The sequence below is a fragment of the Neorhizobium sp. LMR1-1-1.1 genome, assembly GCF_040675795.1.
GTDB lineage: Bacteria > Pseudomonadota > Alphaproteobacteria > Rhizobiales > Rhizobiaceae > Neorhizobium > Neorhizobium cellulosilyticum.
Window position 1 is genome coordinate 757,015 of record NZ_JBEGHE010000025.1, and the last position, 23,027, is coordinate 780,041.

18 protein-coding genes are annotated in these 23,027 nt (G+C 60.1%); 3 read left to right on the plus strand and 15 right to left on the minus strand.

Annotated features, from left to right (window positions below; translation table 11 throughout):
- Positions 1 to 18: 18 nt before the first annotated feature.
- The 4 genes from MRBLMR1_RS16755 to MRBLMR1_RS16770 form a co-directional block, all read right to left on the minus strand.
- The gene (locus MRBLMR1_RS16755; protein WP_148142841.1) at positions 19 to 942 is read right to left on the minus strand and encodes a pirin family protein; all 924 of its coding nucleotides are present in this window, start codon (positions 940 to 942) and stop codon (positions 19 to 21) included.
- A gap of 92 nt (positions 943 to 1,034) precedes the next feature.
- Complete coding sequence (locus MRBLMR1_RS16760) at positions 1,035 to 1,847, minus strand: AAA family ATPase (RefSeq protein WP_148142840.1); 813 nt, start codon at positions 1,845 to 1,847, stop codon at positions 1,035 to 1,037.
- A gap of 90 nt (positions 1,848 to 1,937) precedes the next feature.
- Positions 1,938 to 2,192, minus strand: coding sequence for an exodeoxyribonuclease VII small subunit (locus MRBLMR1_RS16765; RefSeq protein ID WP_148142839.1), 255 nt, complete (start codon positions 2,190 to 2,192; stop codon positions 1,938 to 1,940).
- A gap of 5 nt (positions 2,193 to 2,197) precedes the next feature.
- Positions 2,198 to 3,130 carry a histone deacetylase family protein gene (locus MRBLMR1_RS16770; protein ID WP_148142838.1) on the minus strand — a complete coding sequence of 311 codons (933 nt, stop codon included), beginning with the start codon at positions 3,128 to 3,130 and terminating at the stop codon, positions 2,198 to 2,200.
- Between the two features lie 132 nt (positions 3,131 to 3,262).
- Here MRBLMR1_RS16770 and MRBLMR1_RS16775 point away from each other — a divergent pair, with 132 nt between their 5' ends.
- On the plus strand, positions 3,263 to 3,661 hold the full coding sequence (locus MRBLMR1_RS16775) for a thioesterase family protein (protein WP_148142837.1): 399 nt from the start codon (positions 3,263 to 3,265) through the stop codon (positions 3,659 to 3,661).
- Between the two features lie 15 nt (positions 3,662 to 3,676).
- On the opposite strand, the gene MRBLMR1_RS16780 is transcribed toward MRBLMR1_RS16775, so the two are convergent.
- From MRBLMR1_RS16780 to MRBLMR1_RS16790, 3 genes are read right to left on the minus strand one after another with little or no spacing between them, the layout of a single operon-like run.
- Positions 3,677 to 4,240 (minus strand): biotin transporter BioY, encoded by a 564-nt coding sequence (locus tag MRBLMR1_RS16780; protein ID WP_148142836.1) that lies wholly within the window; start codon positions 4,238 to 4,240, stop codon positions 3,677 to 3,679.
- A gap of 30 nt (positions 4,241 to 4,270) precedes the next feature.
- On the minus strand, positions 4,271 to 4,876 hold the full coding sequence (locus MRBLMR1_RS16785) for a CbiQ family ECF transporter T component (protein WP_148142835.1): 606 nt from the start codon (positions 4,874 to 4,876) through the stop codon (positions 4,271 to 4,273).
- On the minus strand, positions 4,876 to 5,562 hold the full coding sequence (locus MRBLMR1_RS16790) for an energy-coupling factor ABC transporter ATP-binding protein (protein WP_148142834.1): 687 nt from the start codon (positions 5,560 to 5,562) through the stop codon (positions 4,876 to 4,878). Before MRBLMR1_RS16790 ends, MRBLMR1_RS16785 begins: the two co-directional genes overlap by 1 nt.
- 109 nt (positions 5,563 to 5,671) lie before the next feature.
- Between MRBLMR1_RS16790 and MRBLMR1_RS16795 the strand changes: the two genes are divergently transcribed.
- A complete protein-coding gene (locus MRBLMR1_RS16795) occupies positions 5,672 to 6,862 on the plus strand; it encodes a winged helix-turn-helix domain-containing protein (protein WP_148142833.1) in 1,191 nt (396 codons plus the stop codon).
- Positions 6,863 to 6,865: 3 nt separating this feature from the next.
- Here the strand turns inward: MRBLMR1_RS16795 and glgB are convergent, their stop codons facing one another.
- From glgB to MRBLMR1_RS16810, 3 genes are read right to left on the minus strand one after another with little or no spacing between them, the layout of a single operon-like run.
- The gene (gene glgB, locus MRBLMR1_RS16800; RefSeq protein ID WP_148142832.1) at positions 6,866 to 9,073 is read right to left on the minus strand and encodes a 1,4-alpha-glucan branching protein GlgB; all 2,208 of its coding nucleotides are present in this window, start codon (positions 9,071 to 9,073) and stop codon (positions 6,866 to 6,868) included.
- Positions 9,070 to 12,372, minus strand: a complete 3,303-nt coding sequence (treS, locus tag MRBLMR1_RS16805; RefSeq protein ID WP_148142924.1) for a maltose alpha-D-glucosyltransferase — start codon at positions 12,370 to 12,372, stop codon at positions 9,070 to 9,072. The genes glgB and treS overlap by 4 nt, the downstream gene beginning before the upstream one ends.
- Positions 12,373 to 12,395: 23 nt before the next feature.
- Positions 12,396 to 15,650 carry a maltotransferase domain-containing protein gene (locus MRBLMR1_RS16810; RefSeq protein WP_148142831.1) on the minus strand — a complete coding sequence of 1,085 codons (3,255 nt, stop codon included), beginning with the start codon at positions 15,648 to 15,650 and terminating at the stop codon, positions 12,396 to 12,398.
- Positions 15,651 to 15,978: 328 nt separating this feature from the next.
- Between MRBLMR1_RS16810 and MRBLMR1_RS16815 the strand changes: the two genes are divergently transcribed.
- Positions 15,979 to 16,977, plus strand: a complete 999-nt coding sequence (locus tag MRBLMR1_RS16815) for a Gfo/Idh/MocA family protein (RefSeq protein WP_148142830.1) — start codon at positions 15,979 to 15,981, stop codon at positions 16,975 to 16,977.
- A gap of 4 nt (positions 16,978 to 16,981) precedes the next feature.
- Here MRBLMR1_RS16815 and MRBLMR1_RS16820 read toward each other — a convergent pair whose 3' ends face one another.
- The 5 genes from MRBLMR1_RS16820 to MRBLMR1_RS16840 all read right to left on the minus strand — a co-directional run bounded on the left by MRBLMR1_RS16820 (position 16,982) and on the right by MRBLMR1_RS16840 (position 22,980).
- Positions 16,982 to 17,296, minus strand: a complete 315-nt coding sequence (locus tag MRBLMR1_RS16820) for a BrnA antitoxin family protein (protein ID WP_148142829.1) — start codon at positions 17,294 to 17,296, stop codon at positions 16,982 to 16,984.
- Complete coding sequence (locus MRBLMR1_RS16825; protein ID WP_148142828.1) at positions 17,293 to 17,541, minus strand: BrnT family toxin; 249 nt, start codon at positions 17,539 to 17,541, stop codon at positions 17,293 to 17,295. Before MRBLMR1_RS16825 ends, MRBLMR1_RS16820 begins: the two co-directional genes overlap by 4 nt.
- A gap of 83 nt (positions 17,542 to 17,624) precedes the next feature.
- On the minus strand, positions 17,625 to 18,725 hold the full coding sequence (gene ribB / locus MRBLMR1_RS16830) for a 3,4-dihydroxy-2-butanone-4-phosphate synthase (protein WP_148142827.1): 1,101 nt from the start codon (positions 18,723 to 18,725) through the stop codon (positions 17,625 to 17,627).
- A 10-nt stretch (positions 18,726 to 18,735) separates the two neighbouring features.
- Positions 18,736 to 19,833 carry a chorismate synthase gene (aroC, locus tag MRBLMR1_RS16835; protein WP_148142826.1) on the minus strand — a complete coding sequence of 366 codons (1,098 nt, stop codon included), beginning with the start codon at positions 19,831 to 19,833 and terminating at the stop codon, positions 18,736 to 18,738.
- A gap of 147 nt (positions 19,834 to 19,980) precedes the next feature.
- Positions 19,981 to 22,980, minus strand: a complete 3,000-nt coding sequence (locus MRBLMR1_RS16840) for a bifunctional diguanylate cyclase/phosphodiesterase (RefSeq protein WP_500065334.1) — start codon at positions 22,978 to 22,980, stop codon at positions 19,981 to 19,983.
- Between the last annotated feature and the right edge of the window lie 47 nt (positions 22,981 to 23,027).

The following is a 23,027-nucleotide window of genomic DNA, read 5'->3' on the forward strand; positions in this document are numbered from 1 at the left end:
GCCGGGCAAGCGGAAAGCCTATGGCGAGGGCAAAGGAACGAACTCTTCCTCGTCGCCCGGAACGATGTCGAAACGGCCCGTTCGCCACTCTTCCTTGGCTTTTTCGATCCGTTCCTTCGAGGACGACACGAAGTTCCACCAGATATAACGTTTCGAATTGAGTGCCGCACCTCCGAACAGCATGACATGACAGCCGAGCGGCCCGGCCCGAAGCGTGATCTCGTCACCGGCACGAAACACCAGCAGCTGATCGGCTGCGAACCGGTCACCGGCGATCTCCAGCTCGCCTGCAAGGATGTAAAGCGCGCGCTCCTCATGGCCCGCGCCGAAAGGAAAGCTCTTGCCAGTCTCGAGCCGTAGGTCGACATAAAGCGTGTCGGTAAAGGTCGAAACCGGCGAGGAAAGTCCCTCGAATGCACCGATCACCACGCGCCCATGCGCGCCGTCCCATTCGATTTCGGGCATCACCTCCCGGCCGGTATGGGCAAAGGCGGGGTCGATCTCTTCCTTGTTGTCCGGCAAAGCGAGCCATGTCTGCAGCCCGGACATCGACAGCGGGTGTCCGCGCAGGTTCTCCGGCGTCCGCTCCGAATGCGTAATGCCGCGCCCCGCCGTCATCAGGTTGATGTCGCCCGGCTTGATGACGAGTTCGGTGCCCAGACTGTCGCGATGCTTGATCTCGCCGTCGAACAGATAAGTCACGGTCGACAGCCCGATATGCGGATGCGGCTTCACATCCAGCGCTTCGTCGGGCTTGAGGATGGCCGGTCCCATGCGGTCGAAGAAGATGAACGGCCCGACCAGCCGCCGCTGCCGGCTCGGCAATGCGCGCCTCACCGAAAATCCGCCGATATCGGAAGACCGCGGGATGATCAGGTTCTCTATCGCATCACAGGCAAAGGCATCGCCGGGGGCGGGGTCTGTTCCGGGGAAAAAGGACATCCAGCAATCTCCGTCTTTCGGTTCATCCTAGCGCGTTCGCCCCCGGGTGGACAACCAAGAGGCAACAGGGGCGGGCAGCTGTTCCGCCAAACTCAATATGGGGGTGGGTCTTGCGAATAAAGGTCCATCTGCTCATCGCTTTCGGATGGCGGAAATATTTCGGCGACGAAAGTTTCCGGATCGGAGGTGAACTCCTTCATCAGCGCAAAATGGTCGGTTTCGCGGAAATCGGTTTCCGACAGCCCGTCCTTCGTCATGCGCAAAAGCCGCGCGCCGGGATAGGCCATGATCAGTGGCGAATGGGTGGCGATGATGAACTGCGCTTCACCGGCATGTTCCGCTTCGCGCAATATTCTCATCAGCTCGATCTGACGTCTGGGAGAAAGTGCCGATTCCGGTTCGTCGAGGATGAAGATGCCGCGTCGCCGGCAGCGTTCATGGAAGAAACGCAGAAACCCCTCGCCGTGGGAATAGGATAGAAAATCCGGCCCCATCTCATTGCTTTCCCTGGCGGCCTGATCGAGATAACGGGCGACGGAGAAGAACGTCTCTGCCTTGAAGAACCACCCTGCAGAAACTTTCGGCAACCACCCGCCGACAAGGCATTTGGATAGGATGCCGCCGGGTGTTTCCATCGCCATCGAGTGGTCGACGGGACGATAACCGCTTCCGCCGCCCGCGTCATCGAAACCTGCCAGCACGGCAATGCCCTCCAGAAGGGTGGATTTGCCGATGCCGTTTTCGCCCACGATGATCGTAATCGGGTGGTCGAACCGAAGGGAGAAATCCCCGCCCTGCAAAAGCGGCAGGGAATAGGGATAGGCTTCGAAGTCCGTCCAAGTGCCTTTTATGGAAATGCTGCGCAGGTAAGGCGGTTTGGCCCGGATTTTTGGTTTCTTGCTCATGGCATCCTGTATTGCGGCATCTACTATCGGAGGCACGCATGCAGTCATACGGCGGAGCGTCTCCCGACGTACCCGCCTGAGCGCGGAGCCTTATTCCCCGTCGAGCGGCTCGACGCCCTGCACCTTTCCGGCGCGGTCGAGGCGGATCTTCTCGATCCGGTTTTCGGCCGCGTTGAGCAGCTTCTCGCAATGTTTCTTCAGCGCTTCGCCGCGCTCATAAATGGCGATGGACTCGTCCAGCGCCACGTCGCCGCGTTCCAGCCGCGCAACGATGCTTTCGAGTTCGGCAACAGCCTTTTCGAAGGAATAGCCGCTTACATCGATCGTATCGGTGGTTTCGGTCATGTCCTTCATCCTCTCATCAGTCTTACGATATGCATGCCGGCGGATTCTGCCAGCCCTTCCAGATCATAACCACCCTCAAGCAGGCTGACGACCCGGTTGTTGGCGTATTTCCCAGCAATTTCCATTAGCCGTCCGGTCGCCCAGTCGAAATCGTCGCCAACAAGGTTGATCTGCGCCAGCGGATCGCGGTGATGCGCGTCGAAACCGGCCGAGATGATGATGAAATCGGGACGAAAATCATCGAGCCGCGGAAGCACGCGGTCCTTGAACGCATCGCGAAAATGATCGCTGCCGTCATTGGGCGAAAGCGGCGCGTTGACGACCGTGTTCTTCGCGCCCGTCTCGTTCTTGGCGCCTGTGCCGGGGTAGAGCGGCATCTGGTGGGTGGAGCAGAACAGGACCGACGGGTCATCCCAGAATATGTCCTGCGTGCCGTTGCCGTGATGCACGTCCCAGTCGATGATCGCTACGCGCTCGACGCCATAGGTCTGCTGGGCATGGCGCGCTGCAATTGCTGCGTTGTTGAACAGACAGAAGCCCATGGCCTTCGTTTTTTCGGCATGGTGGCCGGGAGGCCGGGCCGCGACAAAGGCATTGTCGACCTTGCCCGTCATCACATCGTCGACAGCCGCCATCGCGCCGCCGATACCGGTCAGCGCCGCCTGCAGGCTTTTCGGCCCGACATAGGTATCCGCCTCGATCTGACGGATCGTGTCCTCTTCCGGGATTTCGCGCATCACGGCGCGAAGATGCTCTTCCGGATGCGCAAGCAGGACCGCATCCTCGTTGGCCTGGGGGGCTTCCTTGCGTGCCAGATCGGAAAAATTCGGATGCTGGAGCGCAATCGCCAGCGAACGCAGCCGGTCGGGTCGCTCCGGGTGGCCTTCGGGTGCAGGATGTTCGAGAAAGATCTGGTGTTCGTAAAGGCGGGTGGTCATGAAACGTGTCCCCGACGGTCTGTTGCCCACGACATGGCGCATTCGCCGCATTTTTTCAAGCAGCAGCCCTTGCCCTCGGGCCGGTTTGGCCGGAAAGAATAGTGTTGGGGAAATGGCTGTTCAGAGGTGTGCGTGGCCAAGGATACGATCAAGGCGTCGGATTTTCGCGTTGCCTTCCGCGACGTCGACATGAATGGCCAGATGTTCCGTTCGGTCTATATCGACCGCGCCGAGGAAGCGGTTGCCGCCTTCTGGCGTCGCCGCAAGGCTAAGGACGATGACCCGTTCTTCATCACCGGCAAGGTTGCCGGGACATTCCATGTGCCGCTTGCCGTCGGAGATATCGTCCACACCCATGTCGGTGTCAGCAAGATCGGCGGAAAATCGGCCGGTTTCCTTGTGCGCATGACCCGTGGCGAAGAGGCCGTCGCCGAAGTCGAGATTGTCTGGGTCGCAACAGACGGGAAGGGCGGCAGCCCGGTCGCGCTTCCGGAAGACCTGCGCGACTGGCTTTATTCGTTTCTCGATTGAGCCTTATGCTCAGGCTCAGGCCCTCTGGGGCAGGAGCGGGTAGCCAACCATGACGGCGCGGCCGGCAAGGGCTGCGATCACGGCTTTCAGCACGTCGCCCGGAATGAAGGCGAGCGAACCCATGAATGCCTTGGAGAAGCCGAGGCCGGTGACCAAAGCCAGATAGCTGATGCCGCAGATATAAAGAACGATCACACCGCCGAACAGCGCCGCGACGAAGAAATTGACCGTTTGCACGAAGCCGGCCTGGCTGTGGCTGACGAGAAGCTGCGACAGGTAGCCGGTGGTGAGGGCGGCGAACACCCAGCCAATCAGATAACCGGTGGTCGGCGCCATGAATACGGCAAGGCCGCCACGGCCGCCGGAGAGAACCGGAAGCCCGATCGCTGCAAGCACCAGCACAAGCAGCACCGAAATCGTGCCGCGCTTGGCGCCGAGCACGACGCCTGCCAGCATCACGCCGAGCGACTGGGCGGTGATCGGAACCGGAATGAAGCCGAGCATGATCGGCGGAACGAGGCCGAGAGCCACGATGATGGCGGCAAAGAGCGCTGAAAGAACGAGGTCGCGGGTTGCCATGGTTTGGGGTTCCTTGAGACTGACAATCCGTCACTTCTGACTGCGGATGCCGCGGGCGTCAATGGCGGCTGCAATCTCGTCCGCGCTTTGGAGCGTTGTAATGATCAGCGGAACGATGAGCGACACCGGGCGCGGCTTCAATCCACGGGCGTAATGTGCGTCCCGGATGACCTCGTAGCGGCTGAGGATTTCCGGCACGAAACGGATGACTAGCCCGATCGAAAGCCCGACATCCCGCGCTTTCAGAATGCCCAGCCGCTCCAGCGGCATCGCAGCCCTGGTAATCACGTCGATGAAATCGCCGGTCGTCGTCGTTGCGGTGACAAGGCTGGCGAAAAGCGCCAGCGCCGCCAGCCGGAAAAACGCGGTCAGTCCTTCGGCCGTGCCATTGAAAGTCACCGTAAACAGCGCAACGGCGACAACGATCAGTGCAAACGGGCGCATCCGGCGCCAGATTTCCGCAGCGCTGATCCGCAGCAGCGCGTGGCCGGCAAGGCCTGCAAGCGCTGCACTGGCAAGAAATCCTGCATTGTCGATCATGAAGAGAACGAGGCTGATGACGGCCAGCGCCGCCAGCTTCACAGCCGCCGGAAGCCGGTGCAGAACGCTGTCGCCATTGATATGCAGCGAGCGCATCAGGCTGTCGCTCCGTGCATCGCCCTGTACTGGCCGATGACCTCGCCCGGCTTGCCATCGGTAGCGATGCGTCCTTCATGAACCAGCAGCACGCGGTCCAGACCGGCCACCAGATCGAGATCATGGCTGATGACGATCACGTCTTCCGGCAGTGTGTGGATCGTCTTTTCCACCAGATTGCGGTTCTTCAGGTCGAGCTGGTTGGTGGGCTCGTCCATCACCAGAATTTTTGGCTCGGTAACCAGCACCGAGGCCAGCGCTGCAAGCTGCAACTCTCCGCCGGAAAGCTCGTGCGCGCGCCGGTCTCCGAGATGTCTTATACCGAAACGGTCGAGTATGGCATCGACCGCCGCCGTCACCTCCGGCTTCGGCAGTTTGCGTGACTTGAGGCCGAGCGCGATATCTTCGCGGAGCAGCGGCAGGATGATCTGGTTCTGCGGGTTCTGGAAAATGAATCCGCTTTGTCCGCGCGCTTCGTCTTCGTTTGTCACCGTATCGAAACCGTTGACCGTGACCTGGCCGGACGATGGCTTGACCAGCCCGTTGATCATTCGCGCAAGCGTGGTCTTGCCGGAGCCGTTCAGCCCGATAATGCCGACCCGCCGCCCGCTTATCGTCAGGTCGAGCGGATGGATGACGGTGCGGCCGTCGAAGCGAACCTCGACCTTTTCAAAGTGGATATCCAAACCTGATCCTCAAAATCCTCTCGCGTCTATAAACCGCCATCGGCAACAAAGGAATTCGGAACAAAAAAAGAACATTGCAAAGGTTGCATGAAGCCCATAGTCTCCCGCCATGGCTATTTTGATCGACAACGAGCAGGCACGACGGATCTTCCTGGAACGGCAGCAGCTTTGCGCTCCGCCCGGTCGCGCGCTGGCCAAGGCCGGGCTCTTGCAACTGATCGACGATCTCGGCTTCGTCCAGGTGGATAGTATCGCCACCGTCGAACGCGCGCATCACATGATCCTGTTTTCCCGTAACCAGACCTATCGACGGGAGCATCTGACCGCGCTTCTCGAAAAGGATGGCGAGCTTTTCGAGCACTGGACCCACGACGCCTCGATCATCCCGTCGAGGCTTTTCCGCTATTGGAAACACCGCTTTCGTCGCCGTGAACCTATCCTCGCGGAGCGCTGGCGCAAATGGCATGGCGAGGGCTTCGATTCCGCTTTCGACGACACATTCCGGCATATCGCCGAAAACGGGGCCATCATGTCCCGCGATATGAAGGTGGAGGACCACAAGTCCGGCGGCTGGTGGAATTGGCATCCGAACAAGACGGCGCTCGAATATTACTGGCACACCGGCAAGCTGGCGATCGCAGGGCGGGTCAACTTTCAAAAGGTCTATGATCTCACCGAACGCGTCATTGCCACCCATCATCACGAACCTGAAGTCGATCATGATGAATTCGTCGACTGGGCCTGCCGCAGCGCGATGAAAAAGCTCGGTTTTGCCACATCCGGTGAACTCGCCGCCTTCTGGGATATCGTCACGCCGGAGGAGGCGAAGGCCTGGGTGGCAAGCCACCGCGACGAACTGACCGAAGTGGTGATCGAAGCCGCTGACGGCAGCCGTCCGCGCGCTTCCTACGCACTTCTCGGGTTTCCCGATCACCTCGGCGACATTCCCGATCCACCGGCTCGCATCCGGGTGCTGAGCCCGTTCGATCCGCTGCTGCGCAACCGTGACCGCGCCGAGCGCCTGTTCAATTTCTTCTACCGTATCGAGGTTTTCGTGCCCGAGCCGAAACGGCAATACGGTTATTATGTTTTCCCGCTTCTGGAAGGCGACCGGATGATCGGCCGCATCGATATGAAGGCCGACCGCAAGGCGGGCGTGCTCGACGTCAAGCGCCTTTGGCTCGAAAAGGGCGTGCGGGCATCGGCCGGACGACTGGAAAAGCTTGATGCGGAGCTGCAGCGGGTGGGCAGGTTTGCCGGTGTCGAAAAGGTTATTTATCAGCCCGTTTGGCGAGAATAGTGATTACCTCCGCCACCTCAGAAACACCGTCGAAAGTGGCGGGAGGTCAAGCGCGATCGAGTATGGCTTGTCGTGCTGCGGTGAGCGTTGTCCCCAGGCATCCATCTGGCCGAAATTCGAGCCGCCATAGATTGCTGCATCGGTGTTGAGGACCACCTCCCAGCGGCCGTCTTCCGGCACCCCCACACGGTAGCCGTAGCGCGGCACTGGCGTCATGTTCGACATGACCAGCATATGTGATGAACGGTCCTGTGATGAGCGAAGCATGCCATAGACGGAGTTTTCCGCGTCATCCGCCACGGCCCATTCAAATCCCTCTGGATGCAGGTCGCTGAACTGCAGCGCCGTCTCGGTCGCATAAAGCCGGTTGAGGTCGCGAATGAGGAACTGGATACCGGCATGCTCCGGCCGGTCGAGGAGATCCCAGACGACCGAAGCGTCATGGTCCCATTCGCTTTCCTGACCTATCTCGCTGCCCATGAAAAGCAGCTTCTTGCCCGGATGTCCCCACATGAAGCCGTAATAGGCGCGCAGGTTGGCAATCTTCTGCCACCGGTCGCCCGGCATCTTGCCAAGCATCGAGCCTTTGCCATGTACCACTTCGTCATGGGAAATCGGCAGCATGAAACGCTCGGAATAGGCATAGATCATCCCGAAGGTCATGCCGCCATGTTCATACTTGCGATAGACCGGGTCGTCCGAGACATAATGCAGAGTGTCGTGCATCCACCCCATATTCCACTTGAAATCGAAGCCCAGCCCGCCGTCTTCCGGTTTCTTGGTCACGCCAGGCCATGCGGTGGATTCTTCCGCAACGGTAAAGGCGTGTGGGCAGCGCTCGTGGATGATGCTGTTCAGATGTTTGAAGAACTCGACGGATTCAAGGTTCTCTCGCCCGCCATACTGGTTCGGGATCCATTCACCCTCGTTGCGGCTATAGTCGCGGTAAAGCATCGAGGCGACTGCATCGACGCGCAATGCATCGACATGGAAGTGCTCAAGCCATTCGAGCGCCGAGGCGATCAGGAACCCTTTCACTTCGTTGCGGCCAAGATTGTAGATCAGCGTGTTCCAGTCTTTGTGAAAGCCCTCGCGAGGATCGGAATGTTCATAAAGTGCGGTCCCGTCGAAACGGGCAAGACCCCAGACATCGGTCGGGAAATGCGCCGGCACCCAGTCGAGAATGACGCCGATGCCTGACTGATGGCAGCGGTCGACGAAATAGGCGAAGTCCTCGGGCGTGCCATGACGCCCGGTCGGTGCGAACAGGCCAAGCGGCTGGTAACCCCATGAACCGCCGAACGGATGCTCCATGATCGGCAGCATCTCGATATGGGTGAACCCAAGCGATTGCGCATAGGGGATAAGTCGCTGGCTGAGCTCTACCCAGTCCAGCGAGCGGTTGCCCTCTTCGGAAATCCGCACCCAGGAACCGAGATGCACTTCATAGACTGACATCGCGCCATCGCGGCTGCGATCCTGTGCCTGCCGTTCCATCCAGTCCGCATCATGCCAGCGAAACGGTCGCGACGAGGCGACGATAGATGCGGTTGATGGGGCCGCTTCCGCTGACCGCGCCACCGGGTCGGCGCGTTGCGGCGAGAGGTGGCCGTGGCTGTCGAGCAGCTCGAACTTGTAGCGCTCGCCATGCGTCAGCCGCGGAATGAACAGTTCCCATATCCCCGCCTGTGGGCGAAGCCGCATCGGGTTGCGCCGCCCGTCCCAGGCGTTGAAATCACCGACCACGGAAACCCGCTGCGCATTCGGCGCCCAGACGGAAAAGCGCACGCCTGAAACGCCGTCGATCTCCATCGGGATGGCCCCGAGCGTGCGGCCGAGTTCGTAATGGGTGCCCTGGCTGATCAGATGCAGATCCAGTTCGCCGAGCAGCGGTGAAAATGAATAAGGGTCTTCGGTCTCCTGAACCGCGTCCGGCCATTCAATCCGCAGACGGTAAGGTGCCGGGCCGCCGACAAGACCGGCGAAAATGCCGACGTCATGGATCGGTTCGAGCTCTGCCATCACCCGTCCGGTATCGCTTTCGATCACCGACACAGACAGAGCGCCGGGCAAGAGTGTCCTGACGACGGTGAGGTCACCATATTGATGCTGCCCGAGCATGGAGAACGGATCTCCGTGACGCCCTTCGGCAAGTGCCTGTAGGCCTTCCTGCACCATGCCGGTCATCAGCTCTGCGCGTTCATATCTCATCGGTCAGTCTCCAGTAGTCGTGAGGCGATCGCCGAAAAACCGGCAAGCGGAAGGGGCAGCCAGTGCGGTCGGCTGCGAACCTCATAGGCGACTTCGTAAGCGGCCTTTTCCAAAAGGAAGAGGTCGAGCACCCGGTCTCGATTTTCGTTGGATTGAACAAGCGCATCGGATTTCTCGACTGCGGTGAAATAGGCGCTCAGGAATGCCGGTTCGGCCAGTTCGATGAAGCGGGTGATCAGCTGGCGGTGGCGGATATCGTCGACCTCGCTCACCACTTCGCGATCCATGTCGGCCGCAGCGGCGAGATAGCTGAGTGAACGCAAAAGGCCTGCCACGTCGCGCAGCGGATTGGTCTTTGCCCTGCGTTCGCCAAGCGTCTTGGTCGGCTCGCCCTCGAAGTCGATGATATAGGCATCGCTTTCGGCAACCAGGATCTGGCCGAGATGGAAATCGCCGTGGTGGCGGGTCTTCAAGGTGCCGCCGGTCGCTTCCGTCAGGCGGCCGGCCAGTGCAGTCAGTTCGTCGCGCCGCGCGATCAGCGACCGCGCGATCTCGGCCATCTCGCCCTCCAATCCCGGCAGGGTGCCCTCCAGAATGGCAAGGCTCTGGCCGATCTGTTCGGCCACTGCACGGCGGGCTGCGGCGACGTCGTCCTTCGTGCCCCATTCCGGCTTGAAGGCTTCGTCATCGGTATTTTCCGCCAGCGCCACATGCAGCTCGCCAAGCCGTGTTCCTATTGTGGCGGCGAAATCCACCAGCGGTTTGAAATGCTCGTCGGCGGTTTCGTTCTCCAGTCCGGTGACGACGATCTCGTCGATCGAGCGGCGCAGATTTCCGAGCATCCAGTTCCACGCATCACCCTGGTTGCGGATTGCCTTCTGTACAATGATCAGCGTGTGGCGCGTGCCGTCCGGCCCGGTGCGGGCGACTTCGCCGAGAAGCTGTGCCGTGTTCCGGTACCCCACCTTGGTGAGGTGCCGCGTCATCTCCACCTCCGGATGGATCCCCGGAAAGATATGGCGGATCAGCTTGACCATCGCCAGATCGCCGACGATCAGTGAACTATTGGACTGTTCGGCGGAAAGCCAATGCACCGGCAGTTCGTCGCTGATCTCCAGTTTATCAAGATGATCGGTGCCGATGAATTCGAGAGCCCCGGTGCGACCGGTAATCACGGCGCGCTCCGACAGGCCGCGCAGGATGGCGCGTGCAAAACTTTCATTTGCAAAGCCATCGGTCAGGAAGCCGACGCGACGCCCTTGTCTCAACCGCGCCATGGCAAGCTGCTGGGCAAGCGCGGTCGGAAAACTGTCGTCCCAGGATACTGCCAGCGGCAGGAGATAGCTGTCCATGCGGCCGGCGATATCGGCTTCCAGTTCGCCGAGAAGGATGTTGTTGGCAAAGGGCAGGGGCGTTGCCGAGATGAGCGCCGCGTGGTTCAGGATCTCGCCCTTCGCGCCGAACCAGCGCCGCATGGTGAGATAACCCGGCAGCACCTCGTTTGACATCGTGTCTACCAGCTTTGGCTGGTCGACCAGTTCCTGCAGGTCGCGGCGCACCACCATGGTCACCATATCCTGCACCTGTTCCGGCGGCGCCTTGCGCCAGCTCGGCCCATCGGATTCGGGCGACAGCTGGAACCAGAAAAAACCATAGGGCGGAAGCGTCAGCAGATAGGTCAATTGCCCGATCGGCGGGAAGGGTGACATGCCGGTGAGCTCGATCGGCACCGAGCCCTCGAACTGCGCTAGATCCAGCTCCACGGCCTGGGGCAGTCGCGAAAGATTGGCGACGCAGAGGATCGTCTCGCCGGCATGCTCACGCAGATAGGCCATGATCTTGCGGTTGCCCGGCGTCAGGAACCGAAGCGAACCACGGCCGAAAGCCGGGTGCCGGTTGCGCAGCGCCAGCATGCGCCGGGTCCAGTTGAGCAGCGAATGGGCGTCAGCCCCTTGCGCCTCGACATTCACCGCCTCATAGCCGTAGAGCGGGTCCATGACCGGTGGCAGCACGAGACGGGCAGGATCGCCCTTGGAAAACCCGCCATTGCGGTCCGGCGACCATTGCATCGGGGTGCGCACGCCGTCGCGATCGCCGAGATAAATATTGTCGCCCATGCCGATTTCGTCACCATAATAGATGACCGGCGTACCGGGCATGGACAGGAGCAGCGCATTCATCAGTTCGATCCGCCGCCGGTCACGTTCCATCAGCGGTGCGAGGCGCCGGCGGATACCGAGATTGATGCGGGCGCGACGGTCTGCGGCATAGGTGTTCCAGAGGTAATCGCGCTCCTCGTCGGTCACCATTTCCAGCGTCAATTCATCATGGTTCCTGAGGAAAATCGCCCATTGGCAGTTTTCCGGAATTTCCGGCGTCTGGCGCATGATGTCGGTAATCGGGAACCGATCTTCCTTGGCAATGGCCATGTACATGCGCGGCATCAGCGGAAAATGAAACGCCATGTTGCATTCGTCGCCGTCACCGAAATATTCGCGCGTATCCTCTGGCCACTGGTTGGCTTCGGCGAGCAGCATTTTCCCGGGATGGCTCTCATCGAGTGCCGCACGAATGCGCTTCAGGATGTCATGCGTTTCGGGCAGGTTCTCGTTATTCGTGCCCTCGCGCTCGATCAGATAGGGGATCGCGTCCAGCCGAAATCCGTCGATCCCGGTATCGGCCCAATAACGCATCACCTGCAGAAGCTCTTCCAGCACGGCCGGATTGTCGAAGTTGAGATCCGGCTGATGCGAATAAAACCGATGCCAGTAATACGCGCCGGCTACCGGATCCCAGGTCCAGTTCGACTTTTCCGTATCGAGAAAGATGATCCGGGTTTCGGGGAATTTCTGGTCAGTATCGGACCAGACATAGAAATCCCGTTCCGGCGAACCCGCCGGCGAATGTCGCGCCCGCTGGAACCAGGGATGCTGATCCGACGTGTGGTTGATGACGAGCTCGATGATGACCCGGATTCCACGCTCGTGTGCGGCTTCGACAAACGCACGAAAATCCTCCATCGTGCCATAGTCGGGGCTGACATTGCCGTAGTCTGCGATGTCATAACCATCGTCGCGGCGCGGCGAGGGAAAGAAGGGCAGGAGCCAGATCGCATTTGCGCCGAGCGAGGCGATGTGATCGAGCTTTTCGGTCAGCCCCTTGAAGTCGCCTATTCCGTCGCCGTTCGTGTCGTGAAACGACTTCACATGCAGCTGGTAGATGATCGCGTCCTTGTACCATAGCGGATCGTCATTCTGCTGCTGGTTCTGGCTGGTCGCCTCTGAAAGGCTGTTGGTCATGAAATCCACGGCGCATTCCTCCCTTATCTGACACGCCAGATGGCGAACGGCAGTCCTGCCTGCGGGTCGAGCCGCAGGCGCTGGATCTTTCCAGTCCAGGTGAACCGGTTGCCGGCGATCAGGTCTTCCAGTTGAAGCGAAGCGTGGTCGGGCTTGTTCCACGACCAGAGCGGAATTTCGACATCCGCCTCATGCGCATTGTAGGGGTCGAGATTGACGGCGATGAGCAGCACGTTCTCGCGTCCTGCACTGGCCTTTTCGAAGAACATGATATGGTCGTTCCACGCGGTCAGAAGCTGCAGGCCGAGATGCGAATGCAGCGCCGGGTTTTCGCGGCGGATGCGGTTCAGGAGCGCGATCTCGCCCTTGATATTGCCGGGCCTGTCGTAATCCCAGGCGCGGATTTCGTATTTTTCCGAATCCGCATATTCCTTGCGTTTGGCATCCGGCCGGCCTTCGCAAAGCTCGAAGCCGTTATAGACGCCCCACAGACCGGACAGCGTGGCGGCAAGGGCAGCCCGGATCAGATAGGCAGGGCGCGGCGCGTTCTGCAGGAAATCCGGATTGATGTCGTGGGTGTTGACGAAGAAATGCGGCCGGAAGAACTCTTTCGGCTCTTGAGTGGTGATCTCGCGCATGTATTCTTCAAGTTCCCACTTGGCGTTACGCCAGGTGAAATAGGTATAGGACTGCGAGAACCCGACCTTGGCGAGCCGGTACATCACCTTCGGCTTGGTAAACGCTTCCGACAGGAACACGACTTCCGGATGCCGCGAGCGGATATCGGCGATCATCCATTCCCAGAAGGGAAACGGTTTGGTGTGCGGGTTGTCGACGCGGAACAGCTTGACGCCGTTGTCGACCCATTTCTGCACCACGTCGCGCAGTTCGATCCAGAGCGAGGGAACTGCCTCTTTCGCGTAGAAATCGACATTGACGATGTCTTCGTATCGCTTCGGCGGATTTTCCGCATAGCGGATCGTCCCGTCCGGCCGCCAGTCGAACCAGCCCGGATGTGATTTCAGCCACGGGTGATCCGGCGAGGCCTGGATGGCGAGGTCGAGGGCAATCTCAAGCCCATGATCGGCGGCTGCATCCACCAGTCGACGGAAGTCGTCGAACGTGCCGAGTTCGGGATGGATCTCGTCATGCCCGCCATCCGGCGAGCCGATTGCGTAAGGACTTCCCGGATCGTCCGGTGCGGGCGTGAGCGTATTGTTCTTGCCCTTGCGGTTGGTTTTGCCGATCGGGTGGATAGGTGGAAAATAGAGCACGTCGAAGCCCATCTCGCGAATGGCGGGCAGCCGGGCGATCACGTCATCGAATGTGCCATGGCGGCCCGGATCGCCGCTCTGCGAGCGCGGAAAGATCTGGTACCAGCTGGCAAAGCTTGCCGCGGTCCGTTCCGCATCGACGGGTATCGCTTGCGAGCGAACCCGGTGTGGTCGACGGTCGGCTTTTGCCATCAGCTCGGCGGTTTCCGGCAGAAGCAGGGTCTGCGTTCGCTGCTTGTCCTGTTCTGCCGTCAGCCGGTCGAACAGCTTTTGCAGTTGGGGTTTCAAATTGCCGGCGGCATGATCCAGCGCATCGAGTACCAGATTGATACCCTCCTGAATTTCTAGCCGCAGATCCAGGCCGGCCTCATGTTTCTTGGTGAACTCGTAGCGAAAGATCTGGAACGGGTTCTTCCAGCCTTCCACGGCAAACTCGTGCCGCCCCATGCGTTTCAGCGGAAATTCCGCCTGCCAGCGGTCGTTGAGAACGAGCTGCATAGGCACTTCCTGCCAATCCTCGTCATCGGCGCAGCGATAAAGCAGGGCGGCCGACAGCGGATCATGCCCATCGCCAAAAATGTCGGCCTCGACCTTCAGGACCTCGCCCACCACGCGCTTGACGACAAAGCGGCCCTCATCGACCGCAGGTGTGATCTTCTCGATCGCCAGCCGTGGGGAGGCTGCAGCCGCTTCGGCTCTGGGAACCGGTACGGCATCGACGATCGGTTCGGAAACATAACCCTCGAAGATGCGGATTTCTCCGGGCCTGAGCTTCAGTTTCGCATCAAAAACCTCTGTCCCGTCCTCCGGTGCTACCAGGGGCAGGAAGGGTGAGGCGGCCTCGCGCAACACGTTGAACGGTGCGGGAGCAGTTTTGCGCAGGTCGCGATTCAGAAGCACCACGCGCATCTTTTCTGACGCGCGGCTGTCCTCTTCATCCGTCTGGAACAGTCCGACAACGGGACCCTGGCTAGCGGAAACGAGCGTCAGCGGGCGCCGGGCAAAACCGGCGGTCGTTTTGTTGGTCGCACCGTTGATGTCGCGGATCTCGGCGGAAAGATCGTAGGAACCCTGGTCTTTCAAACCCCGCAGCCCTGATCCGTCGCCATGGAGCGGATCAAGCGGCAGGGAAACGCCATATTCGAACCCCATCGGGATCATCAGCCCGCTGGTGAAGGTCGAAGCGAGCTTCAGCGCCCGCACGGCCTTGCGCTTCAGTACCTCGCAACCATCCGTGCCATGGGCGATGCGTCTTCCGAAAGGCGCTTCGGGAAAAGCGATCTGGTAACCGAGATCACGCTGGATCTGGTATTCGTCCATGATCCATCGCTCTTCCATGTCCCACCATGCGAGCGATGAAAAGCTGCCGTCGAATCCGCTGCCCTTCAGTGCCTTGCGGTCGGCAAACGAGCTTCCCGGCGTCCAGGCAATGAAGATCGTCTCGGGCCTGGACCGGCGAGTATGAGCGACCAGATCATGCCATACTTTCGGGGCAACGCTACCGACGCCGATACAGCGGAAACCCGCGACACCGGCCTCGGTCAGAGACACCAGCCGTTCCTTCCATTCTTCGACATGTCGGGGCTGCGCGGTAAAATCGATCCTATGCGCGCCCATCTGATGCGGCTTCAGGCGTGGATCGGAGGCAGCCGATGGAGAGGCGTAGCGGTCTGCCGCGACCTGATCGATAACCAGATCGAGCATGAATTTCAGCTCGCATTCGTGCGCGGAATGCGTAAGTGCGGTAATCGCCTCCAACGAATTCGAGCCAAGCCCGAGAGAGGGGGCCAGACGATCGAAGTCAGATGTCGTAAAGATGCTTGCACCACTTGCGCTATGAAACAGTGGGCCTGACAGGATCGTGTCGAAGCCCAGGGCGCGGGCATGAGCAAAAACCTCTTCCCACGCATCCATCCCATTGAGCGCAAGCGGATGCACATAATAGATTTGTGGTGGCAGAGCGGTCAGCGGAATACGGGATGCAAATTGAGGGCGCGTGTTCATCGGTCCTGCCTTGCATTTGATGGTTGGGGGCACGTGATCGGATCCACGAAGTCCTCGACTAACTGCAAGCCCGCATGGCTGGTTCCGATAAAATTGCAGCAATCATCTCCGCCCGCGCGGCCTTGCCATTTCCTTCGGTGCCGAAGATGTTGAAGATAAACAGCAATCAGGGATTGATCCGAGAGCGCTTTCCTGCTCGGTTTCGCAGCAGTTTATGAAAGGCGTCCATTCGTCACGCCAGGACGATGTCACTGACGGATCTTCCGGCATCGCAAAGCAGCGACGATCCGGTTAAGTCTTGGACGCTGCATATCGGGAGGAATACGACATGGCAAAACTACAGGTGGCGATGATTGGTCTTGGCATGGCGGCAGGCCACCACGCCCGAGCCTTGATCGATCTCGCCGATCAGGTCGAATGCGTTGCAGCCTACAGCCCGACAGCGGCACGTCGCGAGGCTTTCGCCGCACAATACCCGATCCCGGTTATCGACAGTCTCGACGCTATTTTCGACGATCCGGATATCGATGCCGTGCTGATCCTCACACCTCCAAGCAGCCATTTGGAGCTTGTCGAGCGTGCCGCAGCGGCAGGAAAACACATTCTCCTGGAAAAGCCATTGGATATCAGCCTTCAACGGGCCGAGGCTATTGTGGCTGCGGCTGAGAAGGCGAATGTGAAATTGGGCGTCGTGCTGCAGAACCGGTTTCGCCCGGCCGCACTCGCGCTCGATCTTCTGGTCGTCACCGGCCGCCTCGGTTCGCTGGTCGGCGCATCCGCTGCCATTCGCAACTGGCGGCCGCAAAGCTATTACGATGTCGAGGGCAGGGGAACGAGGGCGCGTGACGGCGGCGGCGTCCTGCTCACCCAGGCGATCCACACGATCGACCTTCTCCTGAGTTATGCCGGCGCGCCCAAGGATGTTTCCTCCTTCGTTCGCACCACGCCCATCCACCAGATGGAGACAGAGGATCTGGTCGCGGCCTGCCTCTCCTTCGAAAGCGGCGCGATCGGCACGCTGAACGCCACGACCTCGGCCTATCCCGGCCTGCCAGACCGGATCGAACTGATCGGCACGCACGGCACGGCCACCCTTTCCGGCGACACGCTGGAAGCAGCGTTCATGGACGGCACGGTGGCAAAGGTGGGGGGCGAGCAGTCGATCGGCACGGGCGTCGATCCGATGGCCTTCGGGCATGAGATGCACCGCGCCCTGATCGGCAATTTTATCGGTTCGATCACCGGTGAAGAGACATTGCGCGTCTCCGGTCACGATGCGCTGCAGGCGCACCGTTTTATCGAGAAGATACTGGCGGCCAGCCGCTGAAGGTTTAAAATCCGGCGGCCTTGCGCAACTCTTCCGCCATACGGCTGCGCCAGTCCTTGCCGGATGCCTTGAACCTGTTGAGCACGTCGGGATCGAGCCGCAACGTCACGGCAACCTTCGGCGCCTCGACCTTGGGGCGGCCGCGGGCAGCAATTGCCTTTTCCATCTTCTCGGCAATCTCCGGAAAGACTTCGCGGAAGGGACGCATGCTGGCTAGTTCTTTCTTGGTGAGAGGAGGGCTATCCACGGCGTCCCAGTCTTCCTTTGTATACCCGCGTCCGGGCCGGAATTCTGTCTGCAACTCTGGCTTTATTTTCATTCTAGCATCCTCCGTTCGTCATGGCGGGCGGTGCGCATGGAGATTACCGAAATCGCTTCCGAGCCGAGGGTTAGATATATCACAACGATGGTACCGTCGTTTAACCGACCGACAGCCTTCGACCTCCTGCCTCTGGCAGGCAAGGTCACCGCAGCCAGAAAGAACTCAACTGAAAGCTCGGCAAAATCGAAGCCGTGCTTATCCAGATTGACCCGTCGCTTCCGCTCGTCCCAGATGATCCGCATTATTCGTACACGAAAAATCGCCGCCCGACAATGAGCGACGATCCGACGAAACGAAAGACGTTACAATCCCGGAATTGTAGGGGTCAGCAGATCACCGTCTCGGCGATCCGGATGCCGAACCCTTCCAGCCCCACATAGTGGCGTTCGCTTCGGGTGAGGAGCTTGATCGAGGTGACGCCGAGATCTTTCAGGATCTGCGCGCCAAGCCCGATCTCCAGCCATTCGCTTTCGCGCGCCTGGGCCTCGGCATGGGCTTCCTGATCCTGGCGCATCTTGCGTCCATGTTCTGTCTGGCCGACGCCGACGGAACCTTCGCGCAGGTAGATGATCACGCCGCGGCCTTCGTTCTCGATCATCTTCATGTAGCGCTCGACCGACCGCTCGACGCCGAAGACGTCCTGCGCCACGTTTTCGAGGTGAAGGCGAACTGGAATGTCGACGCCGTCACGGATGTCGCCGAAGATCACGGCGACATGCTGCATCGGGTCCCAGGGCAGCGAATAGGCATGCGCCTTGGCGCGGCCGACCGGGGTTGTCACGTCGAAGGACGAGATCAATTGGATCAGGGTTTCCTTGCGCTGCCGATAGGCGATCAGGTCGGCAACGGAAATCTGCTTCAGCCCGTGTTCGACGGCGAATGCCGCCACCTGCTGGCCGCGCATCACGGTGCCGTTGTCGTTGACGAGTTCGGAAATCACGCCAATCGGCGGCAGGTTGGCGAGCTTGCAGAGGTCGGTCGCCGCTTCCGTATGGCCGGAGCGCATCAGAACGCCGCCTTCGCGCGAAATCAGCGGAAAGATATGGCCGGGACGGACGAAATCGGCAGCCCCGACATTCGGGTTTGCAAGGTTGCGCACGGTCAGCGTCCGGTCGTCGGCGGAAATGCCGGTCGTCGTGCCATGCTTGAAATCGACGCTGACTGTAAAGGCCGTCGTGTGCGCGCTGTCGTTTTCGGCTACCATGGCGTTGAGGTTCAGCCGCTTGGCTTCCTCGCGCGGCATCGGCGCGCAGACGATGCCGGATGTGTGGCGCACGATGAAAGCCATCTTTTCGGGCGTGCAATGCACGGCGGCGACGATCAGATCGCCCTCGTTCTCGCGGTCGTCGTCATCGGTAACAACGACGATCTCTCCGGCCTCGAAGGCGCGGATGGCTTCAACGACGGACTTCTGATCGTAAACCATTGGAAAATTCCTATTTCAGGCGGCCGGTCTGGCCGCGATCCCTAAGATAATGATCTGCAATCGCGCAGGCGACCATGGCTTCGCCGATCGGCACGGCGCGGATCCCGACACAGGGGTCGTGGCGGCCCTTGGTGCGCACATCGACATTATGGCCATCGGCATCGATCGACTGGCGCTCGGTGAGGATCGACGAGGTCGGCTTGATCGCAAAGCGGGCGACGATGGCTTCTCCGGTAGAAATACCACCGAGAATGCCGCCGGCATGGTTGGACAGGAAGATCGGCTTGCCGTCATTGCCCATCCGCATCTCGTCGGCATTTTCCTCGCCGGTCAGTTCCGCCGAGGCAAAGCCTTCGCCGATCTCGACGCCCTTCACAGCGTTGATCGACATCAGCAGCGAGGCGATGTCCTGATCGAGCTTGCCGTAGATCGGCGCGCCGAGACCTGCCGGAACACCTTCGGCGATAACTTCGACAACCGCGCCGATCGAGGAACCGGATTTGCGGATGCCGTCGAGATACTCTTCCCAAACCGGAACCATCTCCGGGTCGGGGCAGAAGAACGGGTTCTGGTCGACTTGGCGCCAGTCCCAGTTATTCCGGTTGATCTTGTGCTTGCCGATCTGGACGAGCGCACCGCGCACGGTCACACTCGGCACAACAAGCCGTGCAATGCCGCCGGCGGCGACACGGGCCGCGGTTTCGCGGGCAGACGAGCGTCCGCCGCCGCGATAATCGCGAATGCCGTATTTGACGTCATAGGTATAGTCGGCATGGCCGGGACGATAGCGGCGGGCGATCTCGCCATAATCCTTGGAACGCTGATCGGTATTCTCGATAAGCATCGAGATCGGCGTGCCGGTCGAGATCATCGTCTCGCCGTCCTCGTCGAACATCACGCCCGAGAGAACCTTGACGACGTCATCTTCGCGCCGCTGGGTGACGAAACGCGACTGGCCGGGCTTGCGCTTGTCCATCCAGGCCTGAATGTCGGCATGGGTGAAGCGCAGTCCGGGAGGGCAGCCATCGACCACGCAACCGAGTGCGGGACCATGGCTTTCGCCCCAGGTCGTAACGCGGAAAAGATGGCCGAACGAATTGTGGGACATGAAGACTGCCTGGCTGCAAGGGCGCTTGAACCGCCGGTTTTATCGAGGCTTTATTAGGCAAAAGCATGGGCGCGGACAAGCCTTTCTTGCTTGCTGCCGGTACCCGCCGGGTGAACAGTCCGGTCGACAGGCGCAAGGTTCGGCGGCTCATGCTACCGATCTTTGCCAGCCTTCCTGTGCTCTTAACGTGAAATCGTCGAAGGGCAGGGCGCGCGCGAAGGCATAACCCTGCAGAAGATCGCAGCCGAGGTCCTCGAGCAGACTTGCGTGTTCGAAGGTCTCGACACCTTCCGCAACCGTTTCGACGCCGAGTGAACGGGCTATATCGATGATCGATCGAACCAGCGCGCGCTCTTGCGGCGAATGAAGGATTGGCAGAACCAGTTGCTTGTCTATCTTCAGTCGCTTCGGTTTCAGCCGCAAAAGGCTGACGATCGAGGTGTGCCCGGTGCCGAAATCATCGATCTCCACATCGATGCCGAGTTCCTTGATCCGGTCCAGATTGGCGACGACGGCGCTGTCGCTGTCATCGAGGAAGATCGATTCCACCAGTTCGAAGGCGATCTCGCCGGGTGCGATCTGCAGGCCACGCAGCATGTCGATCAGGTGTTCGTCATGCAGCCGTCGCGACGACACGTTGACAGAAACCCTGGGCACGGCGACTCCCATGGCTGCCCAGCGCATCTTGTCTTTCAGCACCGTTTCCAGCATCAGCTGATCGAGCGTCGCCGTCACGTTAAGGTCGTCTGCGATCTTCAGGAACTGGTCGGGAGCAAGCAGGCCCCGGCGGGGATGCCGCCAGCGGATAAGCGCCTCGACGCCCGTCAGCTTATGTGTGCCCGCGCTGATCTGTGGCTGGTACCAGGCGGAAAACTCATGGTTCTCGATTGCCGCCAGCAGCTCGTCCGCCGTCCGCTTATGATCGATAATCTCCGCATGCAGGTTCTGTGTAAAGAATTCGAACCGGTTGCGCCCCATGCCCTTGGCCCGGTAAAGCGCCAGATCGGCATTGACGAGAATGCGCCGCGCATCGACATGCGTGCCATTGGCTTCGGCAATCCCGATCGACACACCGCAGCGGCAGGAAAACCCGTCGAAATCGAGCGGCTGGCGAAACTCGGAAATGATCCGGGCCGCAAGCTGCGCAAGCTCCTTCGAGCTTGCCTGATCGTGCACCAGAATGACGAATTCGTCGCCGCCGATGCGAGCGACCGTATCTTTTTCGTTGATATTGCGGGTCAGGATTTTGGAGGCGTGCACGAGCATCGCGTCGCCTGCGGCATGTCCCAGCGTATCGTTGATCTGCTTGAAACGGTCGAGATCGAGGTGAAGCAGGGCGAATTTTCGCCTGCCCGAAGCGCGAGACAGGGCGTCGAGCTCCATGTCGAGCTTGCGCCGATTAGCCAGCAGCGTCAGCGGGTCATGCAGCGCATTGTGTTCGATCCTGCTCTTGGCAATTTCGAGTTCGCTGTTCTTGGCGTCCGCTTCTGTCTTGGCCTTCTGCAGTTCCACCGTGAGTGCCGTATCCTTCGTCACATCAAAGGCCAGCCCGATGAGTTTCTTCGAGCCGTCCTTACCCTGATGCAGCTGGCCGACGGAGCGCACGTAGCGGATCGTACCGTCCGCCTGTGCTACGCGAACCACCAATGCCTCCTTCGTTTGGCCGCTGAGATACGCTCTCGATGCGTTGATCGCGATCGGTCGGTCTTCGGGCAAGAGCAGATTGAGCCAGCGTTCCTGGGTTATGATGCCGTTGGTGAAAGGGATGCCATACAGCTGGCACATGCGCGCATCCCACGTTTCGGTGCCCTGCCCGGGCGTATATTCCCATATGCCGCAGCCGTAGGAGGCAAGTGCGAGGTCGAGCTTGCCGGATAGTTCCTCAAGCTCCCGCTCGCGGCTCGACAATTCGTCCAGCGCAAGCTCCAGCTCGGCATTCTTGACCTCGGTATTGGCCTTGGCGTCGCGCAGCGTCTGCGCCATCAGCATGTCGGCGCTCACATCCCACACGATACCGGTCATGCGGTGGCTGCCGTCGATGTTTTCGTAACGTGCGCCGGCTGATCTCAAGTGCCGGACCTCGCCGTCAGCCGAGGTTATGCGATAGGTTTCGGTGCAGGATTCGTAGAGCCGCGCCCATTTAAGGAAATGAGCTTCCGCTTTCGCTCTATCTTCAGTGGCCACGTGCTGCAGCAATCCCTTCAGCCGCTGCACATCCTGTGGCGAGTTTACGCCGTGAAGCAGTCTGGCGCGCCGATCCAGGAAGAGCTGCAACCCGTCGCCGCTGACCTCCCATATGCCGATGTTGGAAGCCTCCATCGCGAGATTGAAGCGCTGTGAAAGATCAAGAAGGCTGGATTCACGCGTTTTCAGTTCGGCAATATTCCGGTTGCGCTCGGAAAGCAGCCCGGTCGCCACCACGATTGGTACGATGAGCGCAACCGCACCGAATGCGAGAAATAGCCGGAAGTGGTACTGGTTTTCCGGGGGGGTAGCCCAGCCGTTCTTCGGGGCAAGTGAAAGATCCCAGCGCGAGCCGGCAATCTCCAGCGTCTTGGTCAGCGGCGATTGGTCGTCGACCGCGTCATCGCCAAAAAACGCCAGATAGTCAGGTTTCGCCCTGTCTCGCAGCGAGAAGTTTAAGTTCGTAAGATCGACCGGGCTGGGCCGGCCCGCGTCATCGTCGACGATCATTCCCGCTTCCTTCAGAAGCTCCGCTTTGTCGATGACGATGGCAAGCGCGCCCCAGGGCTGGCGAAGCGTCTTATCGTCCAGCACAATCGGTACGACCAGCGTCAGGTGGTTCTCCTGCGAACCTGTGACGATACTCGGCGACATCTTGTCCCTGGTATTCATCAGATCCGCGTCTAACCTTTTGACGTCGAATGGCAGCGAAGCGTCCGCGCTCGAAATACCCTCGGGTGTGTGGATCTGCGATATGGAAAGATCTGGCGCCAAGGCTACCGCGGCAAAATGCCGATGATTGTCGAATGTTGCCTCGACGAGATGTCGCAGGTGGTCTGAGGTTGCATTCTGTTCGCGCAGAAGACGCTGTGCAAGCGCCTGCGCATCCTTGATATCTGTCTCGATGCGCCCAGTCAGGTTACGTGACACAGCAGAGGCTGTGTTTTCCACATCGGCACGCAAGGCGGCACGCCCGAATTCGGTATTGCGCCGATCAAGACCTAGTGCAA

What these genes read in the sequence shown, in the direction of transcription:
- MRBLMR1_RS16815 (WP_148142830.1), top strand. Translation starts at nt 15,979, where the DNA reads ATGGCAAAACTACAGGTGGCGATGATTGGTCTTGGCATGGCGGCAGGC.
- MRBLMR1_RS16820 (WP_148142829.1), bottom strand. Translation starts at nt 17,296, where the DNA reads ATGAAAATAAAGCCAGAGTTGCAGACAGAATTCCGGCCCGGACGCGGG.
- glgB (WP_148142832.1), bottom strand. Translation starts at nt 9,073, where the DNA reads ATGAGATATGAACGCGCAGAGCTGATGACCGGCATGGTGCAGGAAGGC.
- MRBLMR1_RS16780 (WP_148142836.1), bottom strand. Translation starts at nt 4,240, where the DNA reads ATGGCAACCCGCGACCTCGTTCTTTCAGCGCTCTTTGCCGCCATCATC.
- MRBLMR1_RS16825 (WP_148142828.1), bottom strand. Translation starts at nt 17,541, where the DNA reads ATGCGGATCATCTGGGACGAGCGGAAGCGACGGGTCAATCTGGATAAG.
- aroC (WP_148142826.1), bottom strand. Translation starts at nt 19,833, where the DNA reads ATGTCCCACAATTCGTTCGGCCATCTTTTCCGCGTTACGACCTGGGGC.
- MRBLMR1_RS16795 (WP_148142833.1), top strand. Translation starts at nt 5,672, where the DNA reads ATGGCTATTTTGATCGACAACGAGCAGGCACGACGGATCTTCCTGGAA.
- ribB (WP_148142827.1), bottom strand. Translation starts at nt 18,725, where the DNA reads ATGGTTTACGATCAGAAGTCCGTCGTTGAAGCCATCCGCGCCTTCGAG.
- treS (WP_148142924.1), bottom strand. Translation starts at nt 12,372, where the DNA reads ATGACCAACAGCCTTTCAGAGGCGACCAGCCAGAACCAGCAGCAGAAT.
- MRBLMR1_RS16810 (WP_148142831.1), bottom strand. Translation starts at nt 15,650, where the DNA reads ATGAACACGCGCCCTCAATTTGCATCCCGTATTCCGCTGACCGCTCTG.
- MRBLMR1_RS16755 (WP_148142841.1), bottom strand. Translation starts at nt 942, where the DNA reads ATGTCCTTTTTCCCCGGAACAGACCCCGCCCCCGGCGATGCCTTTGCC.
- MRBLMR1_RS16770 (WP_148142838.1), bottom strand. Translation starts at nt 3,130, where the DNA reads ATGACCACCCGCCTTTACGAACACCAGATCTTTCTCGAACATCCTGCA.
- MRBLMR1_RS16760 (WP_148142840.1), bottom strand. Translation starts at nt 1,847, where the DNA reads ATGAGCAAGAAACCAAAAATCCGGGCCAAACCGCCTTACCTGCGCAGC.
- MRBLMR1_RS16765 (WP_148142839.1), bottom strand. Translation starts at nt 2,192, where the DNA reads ATGACCGAAACCACCGATACGATCGATGTAAGCGGCTATTCCTTCGAA.
- MRBLMR1_RS16785 (WP_148142835.1), bottom strand. Translation starts at nt 4,876, where the DNA reads ATGCGCTCGCTGCATATCAATGGCGACAGCGTTCTGCACCGGCTTCCG.